The 22,880-nt window shown below is 63.9% G+C and carries 25 protein-coding genes and 1 pseudogene; 15 read left to right on the forward strand and 11 right to left on the reverse strand.

Annotated features, from left to right (window positions below; all coding sequences use genetic code 11):
- Window positions 1-244 (reverse strand): transposase (locus tag ACOXXX_RS12335; protein ID WP_422826898.1); only part of this gene is annotated, 244 nt, incomplete at its 3' end.
- A 123-nt stretch (window positions 245-367) separates the two neighbouring features.
- Here ACOXXX_RS12335 and ACOXXX_RS12340 point away from each other — a divergent pair.
- Window positions 368-568: a hypothetical protein gene (locus ACOXXX_RS12340; RefSeq protein WP_422826899.1), complete on the forward strand. Its 201-nt coding sequence runs from the start codon at window positions 368-370 to the stop codon at window positions 566-568.
- Between the two features lie 16 nt (window positions 569-584).
- Here ACOXXX_RS12340 and ACOXXX_RS12345 read toward each other — a convergent pair whose 3' ends face one another.
- The 3 genes and pseudogenes from ACOXXX_RS12345 to ACOXXX_RS12355 form a co-directional block, all read right to left on the reverse strand.
- Window positions 585-1,616, reverse strand: a complete 1,032-nt coding sequence (locus tag ACOXXX_RS12345; protein WP_422827100.1) for a tyrosine-type recombinase/integrase — start codon at window positions 1,614-1,616, stop codon at window positions 585-587.
- 72 nt (window positions 1,617-1,688) lie between these two features.
- Window positions 1,689-1,937: pseudogene (locus ACOXXX_RS12350) on the reverse strand (Arm DNA-binding domain-containing protein); the annotation flags it as partial.
- 275 nt (window positions 1,938-2,212) lie between these two features.
- A complete protein-coding gene (locus ACOXXX_RS12355; protein ID WP_422826900.1) occupies window positions 2,213-2,782 on the reverse strand; it encodes a YcbK family protein in 570 nt (189 codons plus the stop codon).
- A gap of 319 nt (window positions 2,783-3,101) precedes the next feature.
- Here ACOXXX_RS12355 and ACOXXX_RS12360 point away from each other — a divergent pair, with 319 nt between their 5' ends.
- From ACOXXX_RS12360 to ACOXXX_RS12375, 4 genes are read left to right on the forward strand one after another with little or no spacing between them, the layout of a single operon-like run.
- Window positions 3,102-4,718 carry a L,D-transpeptidase family protein gene (locus ACOXXX_RS12360; RefSeq protein ID WP_422826901.1) on the forward strand — a complete coding sequence of 539 codons (1,617 nt, stop codon included), beginning with the start codon at window positions 3,102-3,104 and terminating at the stop codon, window positions 4,716-4,718.
- 31 nt (window positions 4,719-4,749) lie between these two features.
- Window positions 4,750-5,841 (forward strand): UDP-3-O-(3-hydroxymyristoyl)glucosamine N-acyltransferase, encoded by a 1,092-nt coding sequence (gene lpxD / locus ACOXXX_RS12365; RefSeq protein ID WP_422826902.1) that lies wholly within the window; start codon window positions 4,750-4,752, stop codon window positions 5,839-5,841.
- 37 nt (window positions 5,842-5,878) lie between these two features.
- Window positions 5,879-6,139 carry an acyl carrier protein gene (locus tag ACOXXX_RS12370; RefSeq protein ID WP_422826903.1) on the forward strand — a complete coding sequence of 87 codons (261 nt, stop codon included), beginning with the start codon at window positions 5,879-5,881 and terminating at the stop codon, window positions 6,137-6,139.
- Complete coding sequence (locus ACOXXX_RS12375) at window positions 6,136-7,344, forward strand: beta-ketoacyl-[acyl-carrier-protein] synthase family protein (RefSeq protein WP_422826904.1); 1,209 nt, start codon at window positions 6,136-6,138, stop codon at window positions 7,342-7,344. The genes ACOXXX_RS12370 and ACOXXX_RS12375 overlap by 4 nt, the downstream gene beginning before the upstream one ends.
- A gap of 309 nt (window positions 7,345-7,653) precedes the next feature.
- On the opposite strand, the gene mnmA is transcribed toward ACOXXX_RS12375, so the two are convergent.
- A complete protein-coding gene (gene mnmA, locus ACOXXX_RS12380; RefSeq protein ID WP_422826905.1) occupies window positions 7,654-8,796 on the reverse strand; it encodes a tRNA 2-thiouridine(34) synthase MnmA in 1,143 nt (380 codons plus the stop codon).
- 121 nt (window positions 8,797-8,917) lie between these two features.
- Here mnmA and ACOXXX_RS12385 point away from each other — a divergent pair, with 121 nt between their 5' ends.
- The 5 genes from ACOXXX_RS12385 (at window position 8,918) to ACOXXX_RS12405 (ending at window position 14,551) form a co-directional block, all read left to right on the forward strand.
- Window positions 8,918-9,196, forward strand: coding sequence for a DUF1153 domain-containing protein (locus ACOXXX_RS12385; RefSeq protein WP_422826906.1), 279 nt, complete (start codon window positions 8,918-8,920; stop codon window positions 9,194-9,196).
- A gap of 94 nt (window positions 9,197-9,290) precedes the next feature.
- Window positions 9,291-10,007, forward strand: a complete 717-nt coding sequence (gene ctrA / locus ACOXXX_RS12390; RefSeq protein WP_422826907.1) for a response regulator transcription factor CtrA — start codon at window positions 9,291-9,293, stop codon at window positions 10,005-10,007.
- 89 nt (window positions 10,008-10,096) lie between these two features.
- Entirely contained in the window at window positions 10,097-12,220 is a 2,124-nt protein-coding gene (gene ligA / locus ACOXXX_RS12395; RefSeq protein ID WP_422826908.1) for an NAD-dependent DNA ligase LigA, read from the forward strand.
- Window positions 12,217-14,307, forward strand: coding sequence for an ATP-dependent DNA helicase RecG (gene recG, locus ACOXXX_RS12400; protein ID WP_422826909.1), 2,091 nt, complete (start codon window positions 12,217-12,219; stop codon window positions 14,305-14,307). The genes ligA and recG overlap by 4 nt, the downstream gene beginning before the upstream one ends.
- Before the next feature lie 121 nt (window positions 14,308-14,428).
- A complete protein-coding gene (locus tag ACOXXX_RS12405; protein ID WP_422826910.1) occupies window positions 14,429-14,551 on the forward strand; it encodes a hypothetical protein in 123 nt (40 codons plus the stop codon).
- 204 nt (window positions 14,552-14,755) lie between these two features.
- On the opposite strand, the gene ACOXXX_RS12410 is transcribed toward ACOXXX_RS12405, so the two are convergent.
- On the reverse strand, window positions 14,756-15,208 hold the full coding sequence (locus ACOXXX_RS12410) for an iron-sulfur cluster assembly scaffold protein (RefSeq protein ID WP_422826911.1): 453 nt from the start codon (window positions 15,206-15,208) through the stop codon (window positions 14,756-14,758).
- A 68-nt stretch (window positions 15,209-15,276) separates the two neighbouring features.
- Here ACOXXX_RS12410 and hisI point away from each other — a divergent pair, with 68 nt between their 5' ends.
- On the forward strand, window positions 15,277-15,645 hold the full coding sequence (hisI, locus tag ACOXXX_RS12415) for a phosphoribosyl-AMP cyclohydrolase (RefSeq protein WP_422826912.1): 369 nt from the start codon (window positions 15,277-15,279) through the stop codon (window positions 15,643-15,645).
- Here hisI and gluQRS read toward each other — a convergent pair.
- The 4 genes from gluQRS to ACOXXX_RS12435 are packed head-to-tail and all read right to left on the reverse strand — an operon-like array spanning window position 15,642 to window position 19,322.
- Window positions 15,642-16,502 (reverse strand): tRNA glutamyl-Q(34) synthetase GluQRS, encoded by an 861-nt coding sequence (gluQRS, locus tag ACOXXX_RS12420; protein ID WP_422826913.1) that lies wholly within the window; start codon window positions 16,500-16,502, stop codon window positions 15,642-15,644. The two genes, hisI and gluQRS, sit on opposite strands and share 4 nt — an antisense overlap.
- Complete coding sequence (locus tag ACOXXX_RS12425; RefSeq protein ID WP_422826914.1) at window positions 16,499-17,113, reverse strand: class I SAM-dependent DNA methyltransferase; 615 nt, start codon at window positions 17,111-17,113, stop codon at window positions 16,499-16,501. The genes gluQRS and ACOXXX_RS12425 overlap by 4 nt, the downstream gene beginning before the upstream one ends.
- 12 nt (window positions 17,114-17,125) lie before the next feature.
- Window positions 17,126-18,490 carry a methylenetetrahydrofolate--tRNA-(uracil(54)-C(5))-methyltransferase (FADH(2)-oxidizing) TrmFO gene (gene trmFO, locus ACOXXX_RS12430; protein WP_422827101.1) on the reverse strand — a complete coding sequence of 455 codons (1,365 nt, stop codon included), beginning with the start codon at window positions 18,488-18,490 and terminating at the stop codon, window positions 17,126-17,128.
- A 43-nt stretch (window positions 18,491-18,533) separates the two neighbouring features.
- Window positions 18,534-19,322 carry an enoyl-CoA hydratase gene (locus ACOXXX_RS12435; protein WP_422826915.1) on the reverse strand — a complete coding sequence of 263 codons (789 nt, stop codon included), beginning with the start codon at window positions 19,320-19,322 and terminating at the stop codon, window positions 18,534-18,536.
- A gap of 56 nt (window positions 19,323-19,378) precedes the next feature.
- On the opposite strand from ACOXXX_RS12435, the gene ACOXXX_RS12440 reads away from it, so the two are divergent.
- Complete coding sequence (locus tag ACOXXX_RS12440; protein WP_422826916.1) at window positions 19,379-19,801, forward strand: PaaI family thioesterase; 423 nt, start codon at window positions 19,379-19,381, stop codon at window positions 19,799-19,801.
- 94 nt (window positions 19,802-19,895) lie between these two features.
- On the opposite strand, the gene ACOXXX_RS12445 is transcribed toward ACOXXX_RS12440, so the two are convergent.
- A complete protein-coding gene (locus ACOXXX_RS12445) occupies window positions 19,896-20,123 on the reverse strand; it encodes a DUF1127 domain-containing protein (RefSeq protein WP_422826917.1) in 228 nt (75 codons plus the stop codon).
- A 95-nt stretch (window positions 20,124-20,218) separates the two neighbouring features.
- Between ACOXXX_RS12445 and ACOXXX_RS12450 the strand changes: the two genes are divergently transcribed.
- The 3 genes from ACOXXX_RS12450 to rpsI all read left to right on the forward strand — a co-directional run bounded on the left by ACOXXX_RS12450 (window position 20,219) and on the right by rpsI (window position 22,836).
- Window positions 20,219-21,640 (forward strand): PLP-dependent aminotransferase family protein, encoded by a 1,422-nt coding sequence (locus ACOXXX_RS12450; RefSeq protein ID WP_422826918.1) that lies wholly within the window; start codon window positions 20,219-20,221, stop codon window positions 21,638-21,640.
- A gap of 246 nt (window positions 21,641-21,886) precedes the next feature.
- Complete coding sequence (gene rplM / locus ACOXXX_RS12455) at window positions 21,887-22,345, forward strand: 50S ribosomal protein L13 (protein ID WP_422826919.1); 459 nt, start codon at window positions 21,887-21,889, stop codon at window positions 22,343-22,345.
- 2 nt (window positions 22,346-22,347) lie between these two features.
- Window positions 22,348-22,836, forward strand: coding sequence for a 30S ribosomal protein S9 (gene rpsI, locus ACOXXX_RS12460; protein ID WP_422826920.1), 489 nt, complete (start codon window positions 22,348-22,350; stop codon window positions 22,834-22,836).
- The last annotated feature ends 44 nt before the right edge of the window (window positions 22,837-22,880 follow it).

A 22,880-nucleotide genomic window follows, 5' to 3' on the forward strand; every position in this document is an offset into this window, starting at 1 on the left:
CCTTCAGCACGACGTTGTCCAGCATCGTGTCGGCCAGCAGCCGCTTGAGCTTGGCATTCTCGTCTTCCAACGACCTCAGTTTGGCTGCGTCGGACACCTCCATGCCCCCATACTTCGATTTGAACTTGTAGAACGTGCCCTGGCTGAGACCGTGCTTGCGGCACACCTCGGCCGTCGGCATTCCAGCTTCCTGTTCCTTGATCATCCCGATGATCTGCGCCTCGGTGAAACGGCTCTTTCGCATTCGTTTGCTCCTTCAGAAGGTTGAGCAAACTCTACATCACAACGAGGGAAGTTTCGGGGGGCAGGTCATCCACGCTACAACATCTACAAGGAGGGTGCCCTCAAACCAACGCCGTCGCCGCTCTTGCTGCGACGTTTCTCTGGAGATGGCGGCTGGCATGAAACTGTCAACGGCATCCTCGCGCTGACCAAAATGGATTGGAACAACAATACACTCTATAAGAAACTGCCGGTGACGATGGTGTATTCGGGCCGTTTCGCAGAGATCATTCAGCAAAACCCTGAGCTTGTAGACCAGGTGTTCGACTTCCGGTGCTTCATGTGAAGGGCGTCCTGTCAGGCTACACGCTCGATTGCGCTATAAAGCTGGATAGAGCTTCGCGTCGCGCAGTCCGATCAAGCGCATAGGCGGTTCGCTCGAACTGAGCGCCGTCGAGCAAGCCTTGAATATATCCAGCCACGGTATCGGCCGCCATGACGAGTACGCTATCGAGGGAGTGGATATACTTGCTCGTGATCGAGTGGGTGGAATGGCCGAGTAGCGTGGCGATTGTGCTCTCGGTAAATCCAAGGTCGTTCGCGACACTGGCGAAACTGTGTCTCAAGACATGAGCGGTGAGGTCTGACAATTCGGAGTCACCGAACATCTTCCGCCATTGTCTCGGCAGGCCGCCATAGGTGTCCGCCCCACGCTTGCCTGGAAAGACGAAATCGCTCGTCGCTGTTTCGCGAAGCACTTCCAGCAACTCGATGGCGGGCAAGCCAAAGGGTCGGACGGAAGCGCCTTCTTTCGATTCTTCCAAGCGCAGACAGCTGTTCTCGAAGTCCACTTCGCTCCATTTCAGCGAGATGACTTCGCCGCGACGACAGCCCGTTAGAGCCAATAGGCGGGTGATCCCGACAGTCCATGCAAGGTCGGCGTCTTCTTCCGCTTCGCTCAGCATGCGCCCAAGTTCGCGATACTCGTCTTCGCTCAACCTGCGGTCTCGCACTATATCTTTGGGCTTCCGTATCCCGTGAGCGACATTGTGTTCAATAATCCCCATGCTGATGGCATATGTGAGCATCGAGCTGGTGAGGCCGACACATTTGCTGGCTGTGCCCCGGCCGCCGCGTAGGATGGATTTTCCGCGCTTCTTCGTTTTCTTCACCGCCTTCGTCTTCCCGGTGATGACGTCGTTCATCATTTTCGTCACATCGGCCTTGGTCAGATCCTGGACGCGGCGTTGTCCTATCAGGGGTATGATGTGGCCACGCAGCTGGCCCTTGTTCACGTAGATCGTCGATGGTCGTTTTGGGCGACCGCCTTTGCCCATGATGAGGCCAGCGTCCATGGCTTCGATATAGCGTTCGGCAAGCTCACCCACCGTCATCGCATTAGGGTCCGCTTGCCTGGCTTCGGCTGGGTTCTCGCCTTGTGCGATCTTGCCGAGTTGGACTCTTGCCTCATTCCGGGCCGTGACTGGCGTCCAGATGCCATGACGTCCGATACTGTAGCGGCGCGATCGACCGGCGGCGCGGTATTGGAGGACGTAGCTGCGCTTTCCTGACTTGAAGACACGCAGCCCGAACCCGGGGCAGTTCGTCGTCCCAGATGACGTAGTCTTTTTCTCGAACCTCGGCCGCGTCCACGACGCGCTTGGTGAGTTTTGGCATGAGAAGTCGCACCTTTCCGGTCGGTCCCGCGTAAGCACTGCGTAAGCAGTAGGGCGGAAATCGCGACCTGCGTTTGGATAGAGACTTCGGCGGAGCGCATTAGAAAAACAATTTCTTTCAACGCTTTACCGTATAAAGACGTGCTCTATCGCGTGTTTCGGATAGGTGCAATTAAATCCTCCGAAGGCAGAGGCCAGAGGTTCGAATCCTCTCAGGTGCGCCAAATATTCCCTTGTATATGCAGCGTCGGCGTGAGACCGAAAAAAAGACGCCCGAAGGCGTCTTTTCCGTGTCTTTGTTTGGCTGGCGCGGGTTACCGGCCCCAGCTGCGGACTGGGCCGCAGTCCATGTGCACGAAATCCGAGCCGGAGTAGCGGCCGACGCCGCCGGCGCGGCAGGCCGATGCGGCCTTGGCCACCTGGCTGACCGAGCGCGACTGCAGCCGCAGGTCCGCCGCTTCGCCTCGCAGGTGGCGAGAGTTCTTCGCCACCCCGGACGAGCGCGCCCGCAGCATCGCGTTGGTCTTCGGGCTGCGGTAGCCGGAAATCAGCATGTAGGGTTCGGATACATCGAGCATGTTGTGCGCGGCGGCCATGATGTCGATGGTGCGCAGGTCGATGGATTTCACGTCATCGGTGCGCCAGTCGCGCATGAAATAGTTCACTTCCTTCACAGCGTCGGCGATATAATTGCCCTCGACCCAGTAGATCATGTCGATGCGTTCGCCGGTCCGGCCCGAAAACATTCGAATTCTACGAATATCTCCGCCACCGCGAAGGAACCCTGCGGCGTTTGAGTACGTTGGTGCTGCAGTTACCAGTGTTGCGGCGAATGCGCCAAGAAGGGCGCGCCGCGAAAGGCTGCAAGAGCTTGCGTCAGTCATGAGAATGCCTGTCCCGTTCGTTCACTGCTGTGTGCACGACGTTGCGCGCGTGTGGTCACCCTATCCCCAAGGTGTTTACAACCTATGACACATCTCGATTCCTGTCGAAAGGCAGAAGTTCCCGGATTTCTGCGCCGCAAGCGATTTCGGCAAGAATCTGCTGAAATCGCTGTCAGTGTGACCAGGGCAGCGCATCTGAAGTGCCGCGATGCATCAATTCATCCTGAACCGCAGCACCTGTTGCAAATGTGAATGGACATGAGGCAAATGCTTATGTGTCATGGAAAAACTCGGTTGCTTGAGAAGGTTTGATTTGAAAATGCGAAAGAATTTCTGGCGTCTGTCGGGACGCGGCATCGGCGTAGCGCTGGCCGCAAGCTGGATTGCGCTCGCGGCGCCGCAATACGCGCAGGCGCAGGTGACGGCGTTCAAGCAGGCCGTCGCAGAGAGTGCCGCACGCGAAGATGGAATCGCCGCCTTTTACCGCGCCCGCAATTTCGAGCCGATCTGGACCGGGGCGGGGGCCGATCATCAGGCCCGCCGTGCGGCGCTGATCGAGGCGCTGGACATGGCCGGGGCGCATGGCCTGCCTGTCGGGCGCTATGACGACCGCGTTCTGATGAACCAGATGCGCGCCGCCCGCACCGCCCGCGACATGGGCGCGGTCGAGGTGGCGCTGAGCCGGGCGTTTCTGCAATTCGCCCATGACATCCAGACCGGCGTGCTGGAGCCGGGCCGGGTCATTCCCGCGATCAAGCGCGAGGTGCCAAAGCGGCCGGACGATGAACTTCTTCAGGCGATGGCCGACGGTGATCCGCGCCAGGTGATGCGCAGCCTGGCACCCCAAAGCCCGGAATATACGCGGCTGATGCGCGCCAAGATGATGATGGAAAAGCAGATGCAGCGGGGCGGCTGGGGGGCCACGGTGAACGCGTCGAAGCTGGAACCGGGGCAGAGCGGCGCCGCCGTCGTGGCGCTGCGTGACCGGCTGATCGCCATGGGGTATCTGCGCGCCACCGCGTCGGCCGTCTATGACGATGCCATGAAGGCGGCGGTAGAGGCATTCCAGGCTGACAACGGCCTTGAGGTCGACGGCGTGGCCGGGAGCAGCACGCTCAAGGAAATCAACGTGTCCTTGCAGCAGCGGCTGCAATCGGTTCTTGTCGCGATGGAGCGGGAACGCTGGATCAACCTGCCCGAGGGGCTGGGCAAGCGCCACATCCGGGTGAACCTGACCGATTTCACCGCCAAGATCATCGACGACGACAAGGTCACCTTTGAAACGCGCTCGGTGATCGGTGCGGGCAGCTACGACCGCCAGACGCCGGAGTTTTCCGACGTGATGGAGCATATGGTGATCAATCCCAGCTGGTATGTCCCCCGGTCGATCATCGTGAAGGAATACCTGCCGCTGCTGCGCCGCAACCCCGGCGCCGTGGGGCATCTGGAAATCACCGATTCCCGGGGCCGCCGGGTCAACCGCGGCCGCGGCTTTTCCCAGTATTCCGCCAGCAGCTTTCCATTCTCGATGCGCCAGCCGCCGGGCCCGCGCAACGCGCTTGGAACCGTGAAGTTCATGTTTCCCAACAAATACAACATCTATCTGCATGACACGCCTGCAAAAAATCTGTTCAGTCGCGAGGTGCGCGCCTACAGTCATGGCTGCATCCGCCTGAACGATCCGCATGACTTTGCATACGCGCTGCTGGCCCGGCAGACCGCCGATCCCAAAGGCTTTTTCCAGGCGCGTCTGCGCAGCGGGGCCGAAACCAAGGTGGATCTGGAGCAGGACGTGCCTGTGCACCTGATCTATCGCACCGCCTTTACCACCGCGAAGGGTCAGACCAATTTCCGTCGCGACATCTACGGGCGCGACGCGCGGATCTGGCAGGCGCTGCGCGGCGCGGGGGTGGCCCTGACCGGGCAACAAAGCTAACACTGCCTCCGGAGACATCCGGGGGACCCTCATGGCCTACACGATCCGCGATATTGCCACGGCGCTTGGCCTGCAGGCCGAGGGTGATGCCGATTTGCGCATCACTGGGGTGGCAGAGCCTGCGACGGCGGCCCCCGATCAAATCGCGCTGGCGATGCGCCCGGCCTATGCCGAAGCGCTGGCCCAAGGCCAGGCCCGCGCCGCCCTTCTGTGGGACGGGGCCGATTGGCAGGGGTTCGGGCTGAGCGCCGCGATCCTCGCGCCGCGGCCGCGGTTCGCCATGTCGGGCCTGTCGGCGATGATGGACCCCGGGCAGGGCTACGGGCCCGGGATTCATCCTTCGGCCGTCGTTGATCCGACCGCGACCCTTGGCGAAGATGTCGCCATCGGCCCGCTTTGCGTGATCGGGCCGGGCGCGCGGATCGGTGCAGGTTCGGTCATCGGGCCGCAGTGCCATGTCGGATGGGACGTGTCGCTGGGCGAAGGTGCGCTGCTGCACGCAGGTGTCCGGCTGAGCGCGCGGGTGCGCATCGGCGCGCGGTTCGTGGCGCAACCCGGCGCGGTGGTCGGCGCAGACGGGTTCTCCTTCGTTACTCCCGAAGTGTCGGGGGTCGAGCGGGCGCGTGAGTCGCTGGGCACCGAAGGCTCTGACGCGGCGCAATCCTGGGCGCGTATCCATTCGCTGGGCTCGGTGCGGATCGGTGACGACGTGGAACTGGGGGCCAATGCCTGCATTGATCGCGGATCGGTTCGCGACACGGTGGTGGGCGACGGCTGCAAGTTCGACAATCTGGCCCAGGTCGGACACAACGTCGCCATCGGCCGCGATTGTCTGATCTGCGCGCAGGTCGGCATCGCCGGATCGACCCGGATCGGCAACAACGTGGTCCTGGGGGGGCAGACCGGCGTGTCCGACAACCTTGTGATCGGCGACAACGTCATCACCGGCGGCGCGACCAAGGTTCTGGCCAATGTGCCAGCAGGCCGTGTCATGCTGGGCTACCCGGCGATGAAGATGGACAACCACATCGAGTCCTACAAGGGCCTGCGCCGTCTGCCGAGGCTTTTCCGCGACGTGGCGGCGCTTCAAAAAGCGGTTTCAAAGCTGACCGGGAATGACTAAATCACCCGTGACCGATGCAGGGTAGAGGGCCGGGGCAATGGATGTAGACACCCGAGTGCGTGAAATCATCGCCGAGCAGGCGCTTGTCGAGGTTGAGGACGTCAAGCTCGAAAACACGCTCGAAGAGCTAGGCATCGATTCCCTCGGGCTGGTGGAAAGCATTTTCGCGATCGAGGAAGCCTTTGACATCTCGATCCCGTTCAACGCCAACGACCCGCAAGAGAGCGATTTCGACATCTCGACGGTCGGGTCGATCGTGACGGGCATAGAGCGGCTGGTGGCCGAGCAGTCGTCGTGAACCGCGTTGTCATAACCGGCGCGGGCACGATAAACGCGCTGGGGCATGACGTGCCGCAAACGCTTGCCGCCATGCGCGAGGGGCGGTGCGGTATCGGGCCACTGGAATTTCGCGATGTCGACCGGTTGTCGATCCAGATCGGCGGACAGGTCACGGATTTCGACCCCGAGGCGGTGTTCAACCGCCAGCAGATGATGCTGTACGACCGGTTCACCCAGTTCACCCTGATCGCGGCAGAAGAGGCGATTCGACAGTCGGGGCTGAGCTTTACCGGTGAACTGGCGGCCAGGGCGGGCGTCGTGCTGGGCACGGCGGGCGGCGGCGTCAGCACCTGGGACGACAACTACCGCTCGGTCTACGAGGCCGGCAAGAACCGCGTACATCCCTTCGTGGTGCCCAAGTTGATGAACAACGCCGCCGCCAGCCACGTGTCGATGCAGCACAACCTCAAGGGTCCGAGCTTTACCGTCTCGACCGCCTGTGCGTCGTCGAATCACGCGATGGCGCAGGCCTTCCAGATGGTGCGGTCGGGCATGTCGCAGGCGATGATCACCGGCGGATCGGAATCGATGCTGTGCTTCGGCGGGGTCAAGGCCTGGGAAGGGCTGCGCGTCATGAGCCGCGACGCCTGCCGCCCGTTCTCGGCCAACCGCAACGGCATGGTGCAGGGAGAAGGCGCCGGGATCTTCGTCTTCGAGGCCTATGAGCACGCCCGTGCCCGCGGCGCCGATATCCTGGCCGAGGTTGTGGGCTATGCGATGTCGTCGGACGCCGCCGATATCGTGATGCCGTCGAAACAGGGGGCGGCGCGCGCCATTTCCGGCGCGCTGGCCGATGCAGGGATCAACCGCGACGAGGTCGGCTACATCAACGCCCACGGCACCGGTACGGCGGCCAATGACAAGACCGAATGCGCCGCGGTGGCGGATGTCTTCGGCACCCATGCCGACCGGCTGATGATGTCGTCGACGAAATCCATGCACGGTCACCTGATCGGCGGCACTGGCGCGGTGGAGCTTCTGGCCTGCATCATGGCGCTGCGCGACGGGGTTATCGCGCCCACGATCGGATACGAGGAAGCGGATCCCGAATGTGCGCTGGACGTGGTCCCCAACGAGGCGCGCGAGGCAAAGGTGACCGTCGCGCTGTCCAACGCCTTTGCCTTTGGCGGCCTGAATGCGGTTCTGGCGCTGCGCCGCGTCTGAGCGTGATCCGGCGGAGCGGGCCTGCGGCCCGCACAGGTTTTTTCAGGGGGCGCTGCCCCCCGTCACGGCAAGCCGCGACTCCCCCGAAGTATTTTCGGGCAGATGAAAACGCTTTGTTTACCAGGATCGGATCATCTGTCGCTGCGGTACAGGCGGAAGCGCCGATGACCGCGGCAGGTGAAGCCATGCTTCATCGGGGCTCGTGGTGTAGATCGCGGGCCCTTGCCTGTTTCATCTGTCCATAAATACTTCGGGGAGCGCGAGGGGCTGGCCCCTCGCTGCCGCAGTGGCCACAAGCGCTGCGGCAGGTCAGTGGCCGCGCCAGATCCAGCCGCCGCCCAGGATGCGGCTGCCTTCGCTTTCGTAATAAACGCAGGCCTGTCCCGGCGACACGCCTTCTTCGGGCGTCAGAAGCTCAACCTCGGCTTCGGTGTCCGACACAGGGCGGATCACCGCCGGGCGCGGCGGCCGGGTGGAGCGGACCTTGACCGAGACGTGCCATTCGGCTTGCGACGTGAAAGGCGCGTCGCCCAGCCAGTTGACCTCGCGCACCGGGATCGTGCGGGTCGAAAGCAACTCTTTCGGGCCGACGATGACGCGGCTCGTGTCGACATCGAGCTTGACCACATATAGCGGGTCGGCGAGGCCGCCGATGCCCAGGCCCCTGCGTTGGCCGATGGTGTAGTGGATGACGCCGTTGTGCCTGCCCAGCACCCGGCCATCCGCATGCACGATCTCGCCGGGCTCCGCCGCGCCGGGGCGCAGTTTCTCGATCACCGCGGCATAGTTGCCATCGGGGACGAAGCAGATGTCCTGGCTGTCGGGCTTGTCCGCCACCCTCAGCCCGAATTTCGCCGCCAGCGCCCGTGTCGCATCCTTCGACGGCAGGTGCCCCAGCGGAAAGCGCAGGTAGTCGAGCTGTTCCGGCGTGGTGGAGAACAGAAAATAGCTCTGGTCGCGGTTGGCATCGGCGGCGGAATGCAGCTCGGCTCCGGCGGCACCCATCTTGCGCTGGATGTAGTGGCCCGTCGCCATGCAGTCGGCATCGAGGTCGCGCGCGGTTTCCAGCAGATCCTTGAACTTGACCCGTTCGTTGCAGCGGATGCAGGGCACGGGGGTGGCGCCACCCAGGTAGCTTTCGGCGAATTCGTCGATCACCGCGTCGCGAAAGATGTTCTCGTAATCCAGCACGTAATGGGGAAAGCCCATTTCCTCGGCCACGCGGCGGGCGTCGTGGATGTCGATGCCCGCGCAACAGGCGCCCTTTTTGGCCAGCGCCGCGCCGTGATCATATAGCTGCAGCGTCACGCCGACCACGTCATAGCCTTCGGATGCCAGTTGCGCCGCCACGACGGACGAGTCCACGCCGCCCGACATCGCCACGACCACGCGGGTTTCGGACGGCGGTTTGGCAAAGCCCAGCGAGTTCAGCTTGGGGGCGTCGAGCGGCATGACAATCTCCTGATGATGGGCGCGAATATAGGAAAATCCTAAGCACTCTCAAGGGGTGGTTTCATCCCGCGTTAAGCGTGGACCGGTCAGATGGCGGCGCGCTTGAAACGGGGAACTGCCCATGTATCTGAAGAAAATCGACGGGCCAAGGGCCGTGACCTTGCCGGACGGGTCGGTGATGACGCGCGCGGACCTGCCGCCGCAGGGCGTCCAGCGCTGGGTCGCCTCGCGCAAGGCCACCGTGGTGCGCGCGGTGCTTTACGGTCTCTTGACGCAGGAACAGGCGATGCAGCGCTACCAGCTCAGCAGCGAGGAACTGACCGAGTGGATCCGCGCCGTTGCATTTCACGGCGAAGATGCGCTCAAGGCGACGGCCTTGCAAAAATATCGACAACCATAAGTTGCAATTCAATTCGGGGCGGTTATGGTAAGAGCCGGTTAACCTATTTTGTTCAGGTTTCCGGAATAGCGATGCAATTTAGTGGAGACAGCCCATGCGCGTTCTTCTGGTGGAAGACGATCCGACGACCTCGAAGAGCATCGAACTGATGCTGACGCATGCCAATCTGAACGTCTATGCCACCGATCTGGGGGAAGAGGGGATCGATCTGGCAAAGCTCTATGACTATGATCTGATCCTGCTGGATCTGAACCTGCCGGACATGAACGGGCACGAGGTGCTGCGCCAGTTGCGGCTGGCGCGGATCGAAACGCCGATCCTGATCCTCTCGGGGTCCGACGACACCGAAAGCAAGATCAAGGGATTTGGCTTCGGCGCCGACGATTACCTGACCAAGCCCTTTCACCGGGACGAACTGGTCGCCCGCATCCACGCGATCATCCGTCGGTCCAAGGGGCATTCGCAATCGGTGATCAACACCGGCAAGATCTCGGTCAACCTCGATGCCAAGACGGTCGAAGTTGCGGGCAAATCTGTGCATCTGACCGGCAAGGAATACCAGATGCTGGAGCTTCTGAGTCTGCGCAAGGGCACAACCCTGACGAAAGAGATGTTCCTCAACCATCTTTACGGCGGCATGGATGAACCGGAGCTCAAGATCATCGACGTCTTCATCTGCAAGTTGCGCAAGAAACTGTCAGAGGCGACGGGCGACGAGAGCTATATCGAAACCGTCTGGGGCCGTGGATACGTGCTGCGCGATCCCGAACCGAAAGACGACAGCGTGACGAAGATCGCCATCGGCGCCTGAGATTGCAGGACGGCGTCTGACCTCTGGACCTGACATTCCCGCGCGCCTATCACTGGTGCCGAATACCGGGCGGAACGGGGCAGGGGTGGATGTCGAAAAGTCGGACGGCTGTCGAGGATCTGAGCGAGGACGCGGCGCGCGAGGAACTGGCGGCGCTGGCCAGCCAGTTGGCGGCGGCCAACACCGCATATCACGCCGAAGACGCGCCAGAGCTGTCGGATGCGGAGTATGACACGCTCAAGCGCCGCAATGCCGCGATCGAGGCGCGGTTTCCCGAACTCAAACGGGAGGACAGCCCGTCGGACCAGGTCGGCGCCGCCCCGGCCGACGGCTTTGGCAAGGTCAATCACGCGGTGCGGATGCTGTCGCTGGGCAATGCCTTCGAGGCGGAGGAGATCGCGGAGTTCGACACCCGGATTCGGCGCTACCTGGGGCTGGCAGATGATGCGCCGCTGCCCTACACGGCAGAGCCCAAGATCGACGGGCTGTCGCTGAGCCTGCGCTACGAAGGCGGCACGCTGATGCAGGCCGCCACCCGTGGCGACGGCGCGGTGGGCGAAAACGTCACCGCCAATGCCCGCACCATCGACGATATTCCCGTTACCCTGAGCGGCGCGCCTGAAATGCTGGAGGTGCGCGGCGAGGTCTACATGAGCCACGCGGATTTTCAGGCGCTGAACGCGCGGCAGGCCGAACGGGGCGGCAAGACGTTTGCCAATCCGCGCAATGCGGCGGCCGGCAGCTTGCGGCAGCTTGATCCGCAGATCACCAAATCCCGTCCACTGCGCTTTTTCGCCTATGCCTGGGGCGAGGTGTCCGAACCGCTGGCAGACAGCCAGATGGGCGCGATCCGCAGGCTGGAGGAACTCGGCTTTCAGACCAACCCGCTGACCGCGCTTTGCGACGGACCGACCGAAATGCTGGCGCACTACGCCAGCATCGAGGAACAGCGCGCCACGCTCGATTACGATATCGACGGGGTCGTCTACAAGGTCGACGATCTGGACCTGCAGCGGCGGCTGGGCTTTCGGTCCACCACACCCCGCTGGGCCATCGCGCACAAGTTTCCCGCCGAACTGGCCTGGACCCGGCTCGAGGCAATCGACATCCAAGTGGGCCGGACCGGCGCGCTCAGCCCCGTGGCGCGGCTGCTGCCAGTGACCGTGGGCGGTGTCGTGGTCAGCAATGCGACGCTGCACAACGAGGATTACATCGCCGGGCGCGATGCCAAGGGCGAAGCGATCCGCGACGGCAAGGATATCCGCGTGGGCGACTGGGTGCAGGTCTACCGCGCGGGCGACGTCATTCCGAAAATCGCCGATGTCGATCTGTCCAAACGCCCGGAGGATGCGAAACCCTATGCCTTTCCCGCGACCTGCCCGGAATGTGGATCGGATGCCATCCGGGAGGAGGGGGACGCGGTGCGCCGCTGCACCGGCGGCATCGTCTGCCCGGCGCAGGCGGTCGAAAAGCTCAAGCATTTCGTCAGCCGCGCCGCTTTTGACATCGAAGGGCTGGGCGCCAAGCAGGTCGAACAGTTCTACCGCGACGGCTGGATCAAGGAACCGAGCGATATCTTTGACCTGGAGAAGAATTACGGCGCGGGGCTGCAACAGCTCAAGAACCGTGAGGGTTGGGGCGAGAAATCCGCCAGCAACCTCTTTGCCGCCATCGCCGAGAAAAGGACCATTCCTCTGGGCCGGGTGATCTTTGCCCTGGGGCTGCGCCATGTGGGCGAGGCCGCGTCGAACCTCCTGGCGCGCCACTACGGCACTTGGGACGCGTTCGAAACGGCGATGCGCGCCGCGGCGGACGAAACCGGGACGGCCTGGGACGATCTGCTGGGCATCGACGGGGTGGGCGCGGTGATGGCGCGTTCGCTCGTGACCAGCTTTGCGCAGGAGGCCGAGCGCGCCTCGATCGAGCGGCTGGTCGCGCATCTGACCATTCAGGCGGCGGCCCGCCCCGACACCGAGGGCAGCCCGGTCGCGGGCAAGACCGTGGTCTTTACCGGCACGCTGGAACGCATGACCCGGGCCGAGGCCAAGGCCCGGGCCGAGGCGCTGGGGGCCAAGGTATCGGGCTCGGTCTCGGCCCGGACCGACATCGTCGTGGCGGGGCCGGGCGCGGGGTCCAAGGAAAAGAAGGCCCGCGACCTGGGGGTCGAGCTGATGGACGAAGACGCGTGGCTGGCGCTGATCGGTCAGGCATGACCGGCCGGCCCGAGGTACTGTTCCCGCTGTTCGGAGAGCTGACGGCGCTGGACGGAATCGGGCCGAAGACCGCGCAAGCCCTTGAACAGCTTGATATCCTCGCGCCGCGCGACCTGCTGCTGACCTTGCCGCATTCCGGCATCGACCGGCGCCTGCGCGACACGGTGCAGGGCGCGGATCTGCCCGGCGTGGTCACGGTCGAGGTTGAGATCGGCCAGCACCGCGCGCCGCGCAGCAAGGGCGGCGCCTACCGGATCACCGTGACCGATGCGCAGACCGCGTTTCAGGTGGTGTTCTTTCACGCCCGGGGCGACTACCTCGCGCGGATTCTGCCCACCGGCCAGCGGCGTTTGCTGTCAGGCCGTGTCGAGTATTTCGACGGCATCGCACAGATGGTCCATCCCGATCACATCCTGCGCCCCGACGAGGCCGATGCGCTGCCGCAGTTCGAGCCGGTCTATCCGCTGACCGCCGGGGTGACGCAAAAGCTGATGGCCAAGGCGATGGCCGACGCGCTGACCCGCGTGCCGACGCTGGAGGACTGGATCGACCCTGCACAGAAGGCCAAAGAGGGCTGGCCCGACTGGCACGCGGCATTGGCGCAGGCCCATGCCCCGGGGGGCGCGTCGGACCTGTCCGCCACAGCGCCCGCGCGGGCGCGGTTGGCCTATGACGAGCTCATGGCGCATCAGTTGACGCTGGGCCTTGCCCGGATCAACCGCCGCCGTGGCAAGGGGCAGGTGAGCCAGGGCAACGGTGCGCTGCGGTCACGGGTTCTGGCGGCGCTGCCGTACCGGCCCACCGGGGCGCAGCATCGCGCGATGGAAGAGATCGCCGACGACATGGCGCAGCCGCAGCGGATGAACCGGCTGCTGCAGGGCGACGTGGGCGCGGGCAAGACGCTGGTGGCCTTCATGGCGCTGCTGGTCGCGGTCGAATCCGGCGGCCAGGGGGTGATGATGGCGCCGACGGAAATCCTTGCGCGCCAGCATCTTGAGGGGCTTCAGCCGCTTGCCGCCGCGGCTGGTGTCGTGCTGGAGCTTCTGACCGGGCGCGACAAGGGCGCCGAACGCCGCGCCAAGCTCGAGGCGCTGGCCCGGGGTGACATCCAGATCCTTGTCGGGACGCATGCGGTCTTTCAAAAGGACGTGGCGTTTCATGACCTGCGGCTTGCGGTGGTCGACGAACAGCATCGCTTTGGCGTCCGTCAGCGGCTGGAGCTCGGCAAGAAAGGGCAGGGGGCCGACGTGCTGGTGATGACCGCGACGCCGATCCCGCGCAGCCTGGCGCTGGCGCAATACGGCGACATGGATGTGTCGGTGCTGGATGAAAAACCGCCCGGTCGCAAACCGATCCGCACCGCGCTGGTGTCCTCCGAACGCATGTCCGAAGTGGTCGACCACCTGCGCCGCGCCATCGCCGAGGGTCGGCAGGCCTATTGGGTCTGTCCGCTGGTCGAGGAAAGCGAAAACGTCGATCTGACCGCCGCGCAAGAGCGGTTTCGCCAGCTGCGGGCTGTGCTGGGCGAACACGCTGTCGGGTTGGTGCACGGGCAACTCGCCCCGTCGGACAAGGACGCCGCGATGGCGCGCTTCGTGGCCGGAGACACCGCCGTGCTGGTCGCGACCACGGTGATCGAGGTGGGTGTGAACGTGCCAAATGCGACGATCATGGTGGTCGAACGGGCCGAAAGCTTTGGCCTTGCGCAGTTGCATCAGTTGCGAGGTCGCGTCGGGCGCGGCACGCAGGAGTCGACCTGCCTGCTGATGTATCAGCCACCGCTGTCCGAAACCGGGACGAAGCGGTTGACCACCCTGCGCGAGACCGAGGATGGCTTTCGTATCTCCGAGGTCGATCTGGAAATGCGCGGTTCGGGCGATCTGATCGGCACGGCGCAATCGGGCCTGCCGCGGTTCCGCGTGGCGGATCTGGAACGGCAGGCCGGGCTGATGGCCGTGGCGCAAAGCGATGCCCGCCGCCTGCTGGCCGAAGACCCGGCGCTGACCAGCCCGCGCGGAGAGTCGGCGCGCGTTCTGCTGTGGCTGATGCGCCAGGACGAGGCAATCCGCCTGATATCAGTGGGTTAGCTGCTGGGACACAGGGTATGTTCCAGTATGTTCACGAATGTTCTTAAAAAGTTCTTTACTTGCTGCGGGCAATATGAGAACAAAGAGGCAACAGAGTTAACCAAGCCCGGAGTGACCCGCCATGCTGACCCAGATCAAAAGCACCGTCGCCCGCAGCCACGACACGCTGCTGCAGGATGCCATCGGGGCGGTTTCGCTGATCGTCATGCTGATGGTGGCGCTGCACCTTCCGGTCCTCGCCTGATCGTACCCTTTCTGCCTGCGTGCTTGTGCCGGGCGTTCCTGCATCCTGTCCCAAATTCGATGCAAGCGACTGACACTGCCTGTTCCGTCCTCTTCCGGGGTTGTCCCACCCCATTGAGCGTTCCCGGGAACCCACAAGCCACGCCACTGACCGCCGCCTTCGTTCCCGAAGTGCGGCGGTTTTTTTAGTCCGAAGCCAGGGATTTCAGGCGCAGTGGGCCTTTTGCGCGATCTCTGCCGCCTCGACCGCGGCATCGAGCGTCAGCATGATCGACGCATGGCGGTTCTTGTAGGCGGCGGCCGGGCGCAGCACCTCAAGCCCGTCAAAGGGGGCGGGCGGGGTCGGCCCGTCGGATTTCAGCATCGCCTTCAACGCGTCCCGCGCCGCGGCGATCTGTGCCGGGGTGGTGCCGATGATGGCCCCGCCCACGACAGACGCCGCCGCCTGTCCCAGCGCGCAGGCCTTTACGTCCTGGCCGAAGTCGCTGACCACGCCGTCATTGATCTGCAGATCCACCGTCACCGTCGATCCGCACAGGGGCGAGCGTTTCTTGACCGTCGCGTCGGGGCTGTCCAGCCGGTCGGTATGGGGAATGTCCGACGCCAGCGCCAGGATGCGCGTCGAATAAAGCTTGATCAGATCGTTTTCGCCGGACATGGCTTTCCCTTCGTTGCCGTGCCTCTTAAATAGGGGCTCGGCCCCTCGTTGCAAAAAGGTTTTTGCCCATGTCCTTCGATCCTGCGACCTTGGTCTATGATGAAAAGGGCCTGATCCCGGCGATTGCGCAGGATGCGCAGTCGGGCGAGGTGCTGATGATGGCCTGGATGAACGCCGAAAGCGTGGCGCAAACCCTGGAATCGGGGCGCGTGACCTACTGGTCGCGGTCACGTCAGAGCTTCTGGATCAAGGGCGAAACCTCGGGCCATGTGCAGAAGCTGGTCGATCTGCGCGTCGATTGCGACCGCGACTGCCTGCTGGTGCTGGTCGATCAGACCGGCCCGGCGTGTCACACCAACCGGCGCAGCTGCTTTTATACTGGCATCCGCGACGGGGCCGAGGTCGAGCTTGCCCAGCCCATGACCGTCTCATCCTAGGGCAACCCAACGCGTCTTCGGATGTCGGCGGGTGTGTCGCCCTGATCGCGATAGGTGGCGATGGCCCGGGCATCGTCGCGTTTCGCCAGCCGCTTGCCCGCGGCGTCGCGGATCAGCCGGTGATGGTGGTAGACGGGTGAGGGAAGGCCCAAAAGCCTTTGCAAAACCACGTGAATTCTGGTCGCGTCAAAAAGGTCCTGACCGCGAACCACATGGGAGATGCCCTGCGCCGCATCATCGACGACAACGCTCAGATGATACGAGGTGCCCATGTCGCGGCGGGCAATCACGATGTCACCAGTGTCATTGATCAGGTCATCATGGGTGATGCTCACCTTTCGAGGCGTCTGTCCGGTTTCCTCGAACTCCAACGTCCTTGCGCCCAAATGCCCAAGGGCACGGCGCATGTCCAGCCGCAGGGCCTGGTCGACGGGCATCTGACCCGAGGGCGGCGTTCGGGGCCGACAGGTGCCAGGATAGATCAGCCCGTCCGGCCCGACGGCCGGTTCGCCCCCTTCCTGCGGGGCAGAAGCCGCGGCCAGGATGTCGCGCCGGTTGCAGCCGCAGGGGTAAAGCAGGCCCAAAGACCAAAGGGTTTCAAGCGCTTGCCGGTAGGCGTCCAGATGCTCTGACTGCCGCCGCACCGGCGTTTCCCAATCCAGGCCAAGCCAGCGCAGATCGTCGTAAATCCGCGCCTCCCATTCAGGACGGGCGCGGCTTTGGTCGATATCCTCGATCCGCAGCAGGAATCGCCCCCGCGCCGCGCGCGCCATCTCGTGCGCCATAAGCGCCGAATAGGCATGGCCAAGGTGCAGAGGGCCGGTCGGGGATGGTGCGAAACGGGTCGTGAATATCACGTTTTCTCAAGAACGTAGACGGACGACTTCAACCCGATCCCGGGCAGGTGCGGCCCGTGTTTGGCGTGCAGCAATCGCGCCGATCCGGTGTCGATATGTTCGTTCATCCGTCCCTTGTTGCGGCGATCCTTGAGCGCATGATCGTTGAGCGAAAAGACCAGCAAGCCTCCGCTGTCCAAAAGCGCCATCAGGTCGTCCAGCAGCCCGATCGGCGCGGCCCCGGCACCGATGACCCCCACCGCGGCGATTGCCGCGTAGGCACCCTTGTCAAAGGGCGGCGGGGCTGACGGGTCCAATTCGCTCAGGTCGCGATAGATGTTTTTGGCGCGGGCCTGCGCCAGCATCTCGGTCGAGATATCGGCGCCATCCAAGACCGCAAAGCCTTCGAGCTTCAATGCAAGGCCGGAAAGCCCTGTCCCACAACCGTAATCCAGCACCGGACCGCCTGGATCAGAGATGTATTTTCGCAAGGCTTTCGCCGCCCGGCCGGGGGTGGCATAGCCGTTTTCGGCGATTTCGGCATCATAGCTGGCGGACCAGCTGTCGTAGAGATCGCGCACGCTGTCGGGGTCGTCGACGCCGTACGCTTTGTCCAGAAATTTTTCAACCATGACAGGAGTAAATCACTCCGCGGCGCGGGCGTCCAGCTTTTGCGCATCAAGCCAGGCGGTCCAGACCTCTTTGGCGCGGTCGGTGTAGCCTTTGTAGCGGTCCTTGCGGCCACGTCGGCCCCCGCGCATTCCGTCCAGCGGCCGGAAGAGGCCGAAATTGACGTTCATCGGCTGAAAGGTCTTGGCCTCGGCGCCGCCGGTGATGTGATGCACCAGCGCGCCATGAGCACTGTCCTGCGGCAGGTCGGGCAAGGTTTGCCCGCACAACTCGGCCGCCGCCATGCGCCCGGCCAAAAGCCCCATGGCAGCGGATTCGACATAACCCTCGACCCCGGTGATCTGCCCGGCAAAGCGGATATGCGGCTTTGATTTCAGACGCATCTGCGCATCAAGCAGGGTAGGCGCGTTCAGAAAGGTGTTGCGGTGGATGCCGCCCAGCCGGGCGAATTCCGCAGACTCGAGCCCCGGGATCATCCTTAGCACCTGTTTCTGCGCGCCATATTTCATCTTGGTCTGGAAGCCCACGATATTGTAGAGCGTTCCCAATGCGTTGTCCCGGCGCAGTTGCACCACCGCATGGGCTTTGACCTCGGGCTGGTGCGGATTGGTCAGGCCCACCGGCTTCATCGGGCCGTGGCGCAGGGTTTCGCGCCCGCGTTCGGCCATGACCTCGATGGGCAGGCAGCCGTCGAAATAGCCCGCCGTCTCGCCCTCGTGAAACTCGGTTTTCTCGGCGGCCAGAAGCGCGTCGATGAAGGCCTCGTAAGTGTCTTTGTCCATTGGACAATTAAGATAGGCCTTCTGCTCTTCCTCGGTCTCGCCCTTGTCGTAGCGCGACTGCATCCAGGCCTTCGACATGTCGATGCTGTCGAAATAGACGATGGGCGCGATGGCGTCGAAAAACGCCAGCGCCTCGGCCCCGGTTTCGGCCTGAATGGCACGGCCCAGCGATTCCGACGTCAGCGGGCCGGTGGCAAAGATCCACTTCCCCTCGTCCGGCAGCGCGCTGATTACCTCGTGCGAGATCCGGATGTTGGGATGCGCCTTCAGCGCCGCGGTCACGCTTTGCGCGAAAGGATCGCGGTCAACCGCCAGCGCGCCACCGGCGGGCAGGCGGTGGCGATGGGCCGTGTCGATGATCAGCCCGCCCGCGGCGCGCATTTCCCAATGCAGCAGTCCCACGGCATTCTGTTCGGAATCGTCTGACCGGAAGGAATTGGAACAGACCATTTCTCCAAGGTTTTCCGTGCGATGCGCAAAGGTCTTCACCTTCGGGCGCATCTCGTGAATGACCACGCGCGCGCCCATGTTGGCCGCCTGCCAGGCCGCTTCGGATCCGGCCATGCCGCCGCCGACGATATGCAATTCCTCTGTCATGCGGCGCATCTAATCCTTCGTTGGGGGCTTGTCGACCGTGCCGTCAGGGCTGGTTCCAGTCGGGGTCGCGCTTTTCCAGGAAGGCGGCGATGCCTTCCTCGGTGTCGCGCCAGAGCATGTTTTCGACCATCACGTCGCCCGTAAAGCGATACGCCTCGTGCAGCGGCATGTCGATCTGGTCGTAAAAGGCGCTCTTTCCGATCTTGACCGCGGCGCCCAGCTTGGCGGCGACGGTCCGGGCCAGTTCGGTCGCGCGGTCCTCAAGCGCATTTTCGGGCACGACGTGGTTGACCAGCCCGAGCGCCTGCGCACGGTCGGCGTCGATGAAGGCGCCGGTGGTCAGCATCTCGAACGCCTGTTTGCGCGGGATGTTGCGCGACAGGGCAACCATCGGGGTCGAACAGAACAGCCCGATATTGACCCCGTTCACGCCGAACCGCGTGCCGGTCGCCGCCACCGCCATGTCGCAGGTCGCGACAAGCTGGCACCCTGCCGCTGTGGCGATGCCGTGCACCTGTGCGATCACCGGCTGGGGCAGGGCGCGCAGGCCGGTCATCACTCCGGCGCAGCGGTCGAAAAGATCCTTGAAATAGGCGCGCCCGCCATCTTCGGCCTGCCGTCCCTGGGTCATCTGCTTGAGGTCATGGCCCGCGCAGAACGCCTTGCCTGCGCCCGAGATCACCACCGCGCGGATGCTGCGATCTTCCTTCAGCGCGCCGATCTGTTCCTGCAACGCCGCCAGCATCTCGTCCGACAGCGCGTTCAGCCGTTCGGGCGCGTTCAGGCGCAGATGCGCCACGCTGTCCGCGTCGTGACGTTCCAGAATTCCCATCTTGTCCTCCATCAGGTTCCCCGGCAGCTTAGCGCTGCGACAACGGAGTGAAAAGCATGGCGCTGAAAGTCACGGCAGAAGAAATGGGCCCGTTCCTGGACGAGGTCTTTCCGCAGGTGCGCGGCATGTTCGGGATCGACCGGCTGGACGAGGATCTGCTGGTGATGCGATTGTACCAGAACGAACGCCATTTGCGTCCCGGCGGCACGGTGTCGGGCCCGGCGATGTTCGGATTGGCGGATGTGGCGGCCTATGTGGCGACGATGGCCCGCATCGGGCAGGAGGCGCTGGCGGTAACGACCAACTGCTCGATCGATTTCATGCGCAAGCCGATTGCCGGTCGCGACGTGCTGGTGGAATGCCGGGTGCTGAAGCTGGGTCGCAGCTTGTCGGTCTGCGACTGCCTGCTTTATTCCGAAGGGGATTCCAGGCCCGTGGCCCGCGCGTCGCTGACCTATTCGCTGCCGCCCAAGGCGTGAACTGCTTTGGGTGAGCCGTCTATGTCATTGAAGTTATGTAAAAAAGGGGCGCAAGGTCGACCTCGCGCCCAGAGTTGATCCGGCGGGCCAGGGATCAGCCGCGCCAGAACCTGCGGGCCGCTTCGGCGCGCGCCTCGGCCGGTGTGATGCCGACATCCTTCAGCAGGTGCGGATCAAGCTTGGCCAGCGCGCGTCGGGTGCGGTACCGGGTCGACCACTTGGTCAGAACCACAGCCACATAGAGCGCGACAGCCGCCTGCGGGGCGAGCGCGGTTTCATTGCCGAGAAAGGCAAGGTGCGGGGCATGTGATGTCTGTGCCATGGGTCACTCCTGTAATTGTATTGACACAATGTAGCTGTCTCGCTATGAGATTATTGATACAAAGCGTTTCGCGCAGGGTCGAGGGAAACATTGTAATGGATACAATTTTGCAGCGCTTCGAAGCCGCCGGCGGCCCCAAGTATCGCGCCGTCGCCGGTGCGATCCGTGGTGCGATTCAGGACGGCGCCCTGGATATCGGCGCAAAGCTGCCGCCCGTGCGCGAACTGGCCTGGGCGCTTGAGATCACGCCCGGCACGGTGGCGCGGGCCTATACCATCCTCACCGACGAAGGCGCGTTGCGCGCCGAGGTCGGGCGCGGCACCTTCGTGGCCGATCCGCAGGCCAAGGCTCGCGCCCTGCTGCCCGATCCGCCCTGGCCGTCGATCCCCGCGGGCGACAGCACCGATGCGGATCTGGCGTCCGGCAACGTCAGCTTTGTCGCGCCCAAGCTGCCCGACAGCGGGCAGGCGGCGCTGGTGCGTCAGGCCTTTCACCGGCTGGCGGATCAGCCGGTGTCGCGGCTGCTGAACTACCCCAGCCGCGCGGGTTTTCGCCCAGCGCGCGAGGCGGTGCTGCACTGGCTGTCCGACACCCCGCTGGGCAGCGCGACCGAGGCCGACCTGGTCCTGAGCCACGGCGGCCAGAACGGCATCGGGTTGGTGATGCAGGCGGTGCTGCGTGGCGCGCGCCCCGTGGTGCTGGTCGAGGAGCTGTCCTATCCCGGTTTCCGCCGCGCGGCCGAGCTCCTGCGGGCTGAGGTCGTGGCGGTGCCGATGGACGGGCAGGGCGTGATTCCCGAAGAACTGGACCGGCTTGCGCGTCAGCACGATGCGCAGCTCTTGTGTACCTCCTGCGAGGTGCACAATCCGACGGTGATGGTCACGCCGCTGGCCCGGCGGCAAGAGATCGCGGCGGTGGCGCAGCGGCGCGGGCTTCATGTGCTCGAGGACGACTGCTACCGCATCGGCGCGCGTGCGGCGCTGGGGTATCGGGCGCTGCTCCCGGACCGGGGGTGGCACGTCGCCTCGATTTCAAAATCCATCACGCCGGCGCTGCGGATCGGTGTCGTCGTGGCGCCCGAGGGGCGGGGTGGCGATCTGCGCCGGGTGGCAGAGCATGGGTTCTTTGGTCTCGCGCAGCCGCTGGCCGATCTGGCCGCAGACGTGCTGCGCCATCCCGATCTGCCGCGGGTGCTGCAAGCGGTGCGGGCCGATTATGCCCGCTACATCCGCGCCGCGGTCAACGCGCTTGGCGGGTTCAATCTGCATTGGCGCGAGGATGTGCCGTTCCTTTGGCTGCCACTGCCGGCGGGCTGGCGTGCGGCAAGCTTTGTGCGGGCGGCCGAGGCGCAGGGCGTGCAATTGCGCGCCGCCGACGAATTCGCCCTGCGCGACGGGATGGCGCCCAATGCGGTGCGCATCGCGGTGAACGCGCAGGTGCCGCTGCCGGTTTTCGAGGCGGCACTTGGACGTCTGCGCGGGCTGCTCGACAACCCGCCTGAACAGATCATGGTGTAGGCCCGACGCCCGTCTTTGACCGTACCCCGACGCTGAAAAGCGATATGCTGCACCAGCGTCGGCGGGGAGGCAGAGCAGATACATATGGGGTATCTGGATACCTAATTTTTAAGCCACTGAAATCGCTTGTGAATATCCGATATCCGCGTCTTGACGCGCGTTCTGCAATGCTTATAACCCGCCCATCAGATACCGGGGCCGTGCCGTTTGGGGCGGCTCTTCACGATAGAAACAGGGTCATCCCATATGAAAACCTTCTCTGCGACTCCGGCAGATATCGAGAAGAAATGGATCCTCATCGACGCCGAAGGTGTCGTGCTGGGCCGTCTTGCCTCGATCATCGCCACCCGCCTGCGCGGCAAGCACAAGCCGTCGTTCACCCCGCACATGGACATGGGCGACAATGTCATCGTCATCAACGCCGACAAGGTGCAGATGACCGGCAACAAGCGGAACGAAAACTTCTACTGGCACACCGGTCACCCCGGCGGGATCAAAAGCCGCACCAAGCAGCAGATCCTTGATGGTGCGCACCCCGAGCGCGTGGTGACGCAGGCCGTCAAGCGCATGCTGCCGGGCAACCGTCTGAGCCGCGGCGTCATGACCAACCTGCGTGTCTACGCGGGCGCCGAGCATCCGCACGAGGCGCAAAGCCCCGAAGTGCTGGATGTGAAGTCAATGAACTCCAAGAACACGCGGGTGTAAGAATGGCTGAGCAAATCAATTCGCTGGAAGAGCTGGGTTCGGCCGCAGGCGTCGAAACCCCCGCCGTGGAAATGGAAGCGCCGCGCGAGCCGATGCGGGACGCGCTGGGTCGCGCCTATGCCACCGGCAAGCGCAAGGATGCGGTTGCCCGCGTCTGGATCAAGCCGGGGTCGGGCAAGGTCGTCGTGAACGGCAAGCCGATCAACGAATACTTCGCACGCCCCGTGCTGCAGATGATCCTGCGCCAGCCCTTCACCGTTTCGGGCACCGAGGATCAGTTCGACGTGATGGCCACCGTCAAGGGTGGCGGTCTGTCCGGCCAGGCCGGCGCGGTCAAGCACGGCGTGTCGAAGGCGCTGCAGCTTTACGATCCGTCGCTGCGCGCAGCACTCAAGGCCGCAGGCTTCCTGACCCGCGACAGCCGCGTGGTGGAACGCAAGAAGTTCGGCCGTGCGAAGGCCCGCAAGAGCTTCCAGTTCTCCAAGCGTTAAGCTGGAATCTGGTTCGAACGTTTGGAAAAGCGCGGCCCCCCGGG

The organism is Thalassococcus sp. BH17M4-6 (assembly GCF_049323015.1).
GTDB lineage: Bacteria > Pseudomonadota > Alphaproteobacteria > Rhodobacterales > Rhodobacteraceae > Puniceibacterium.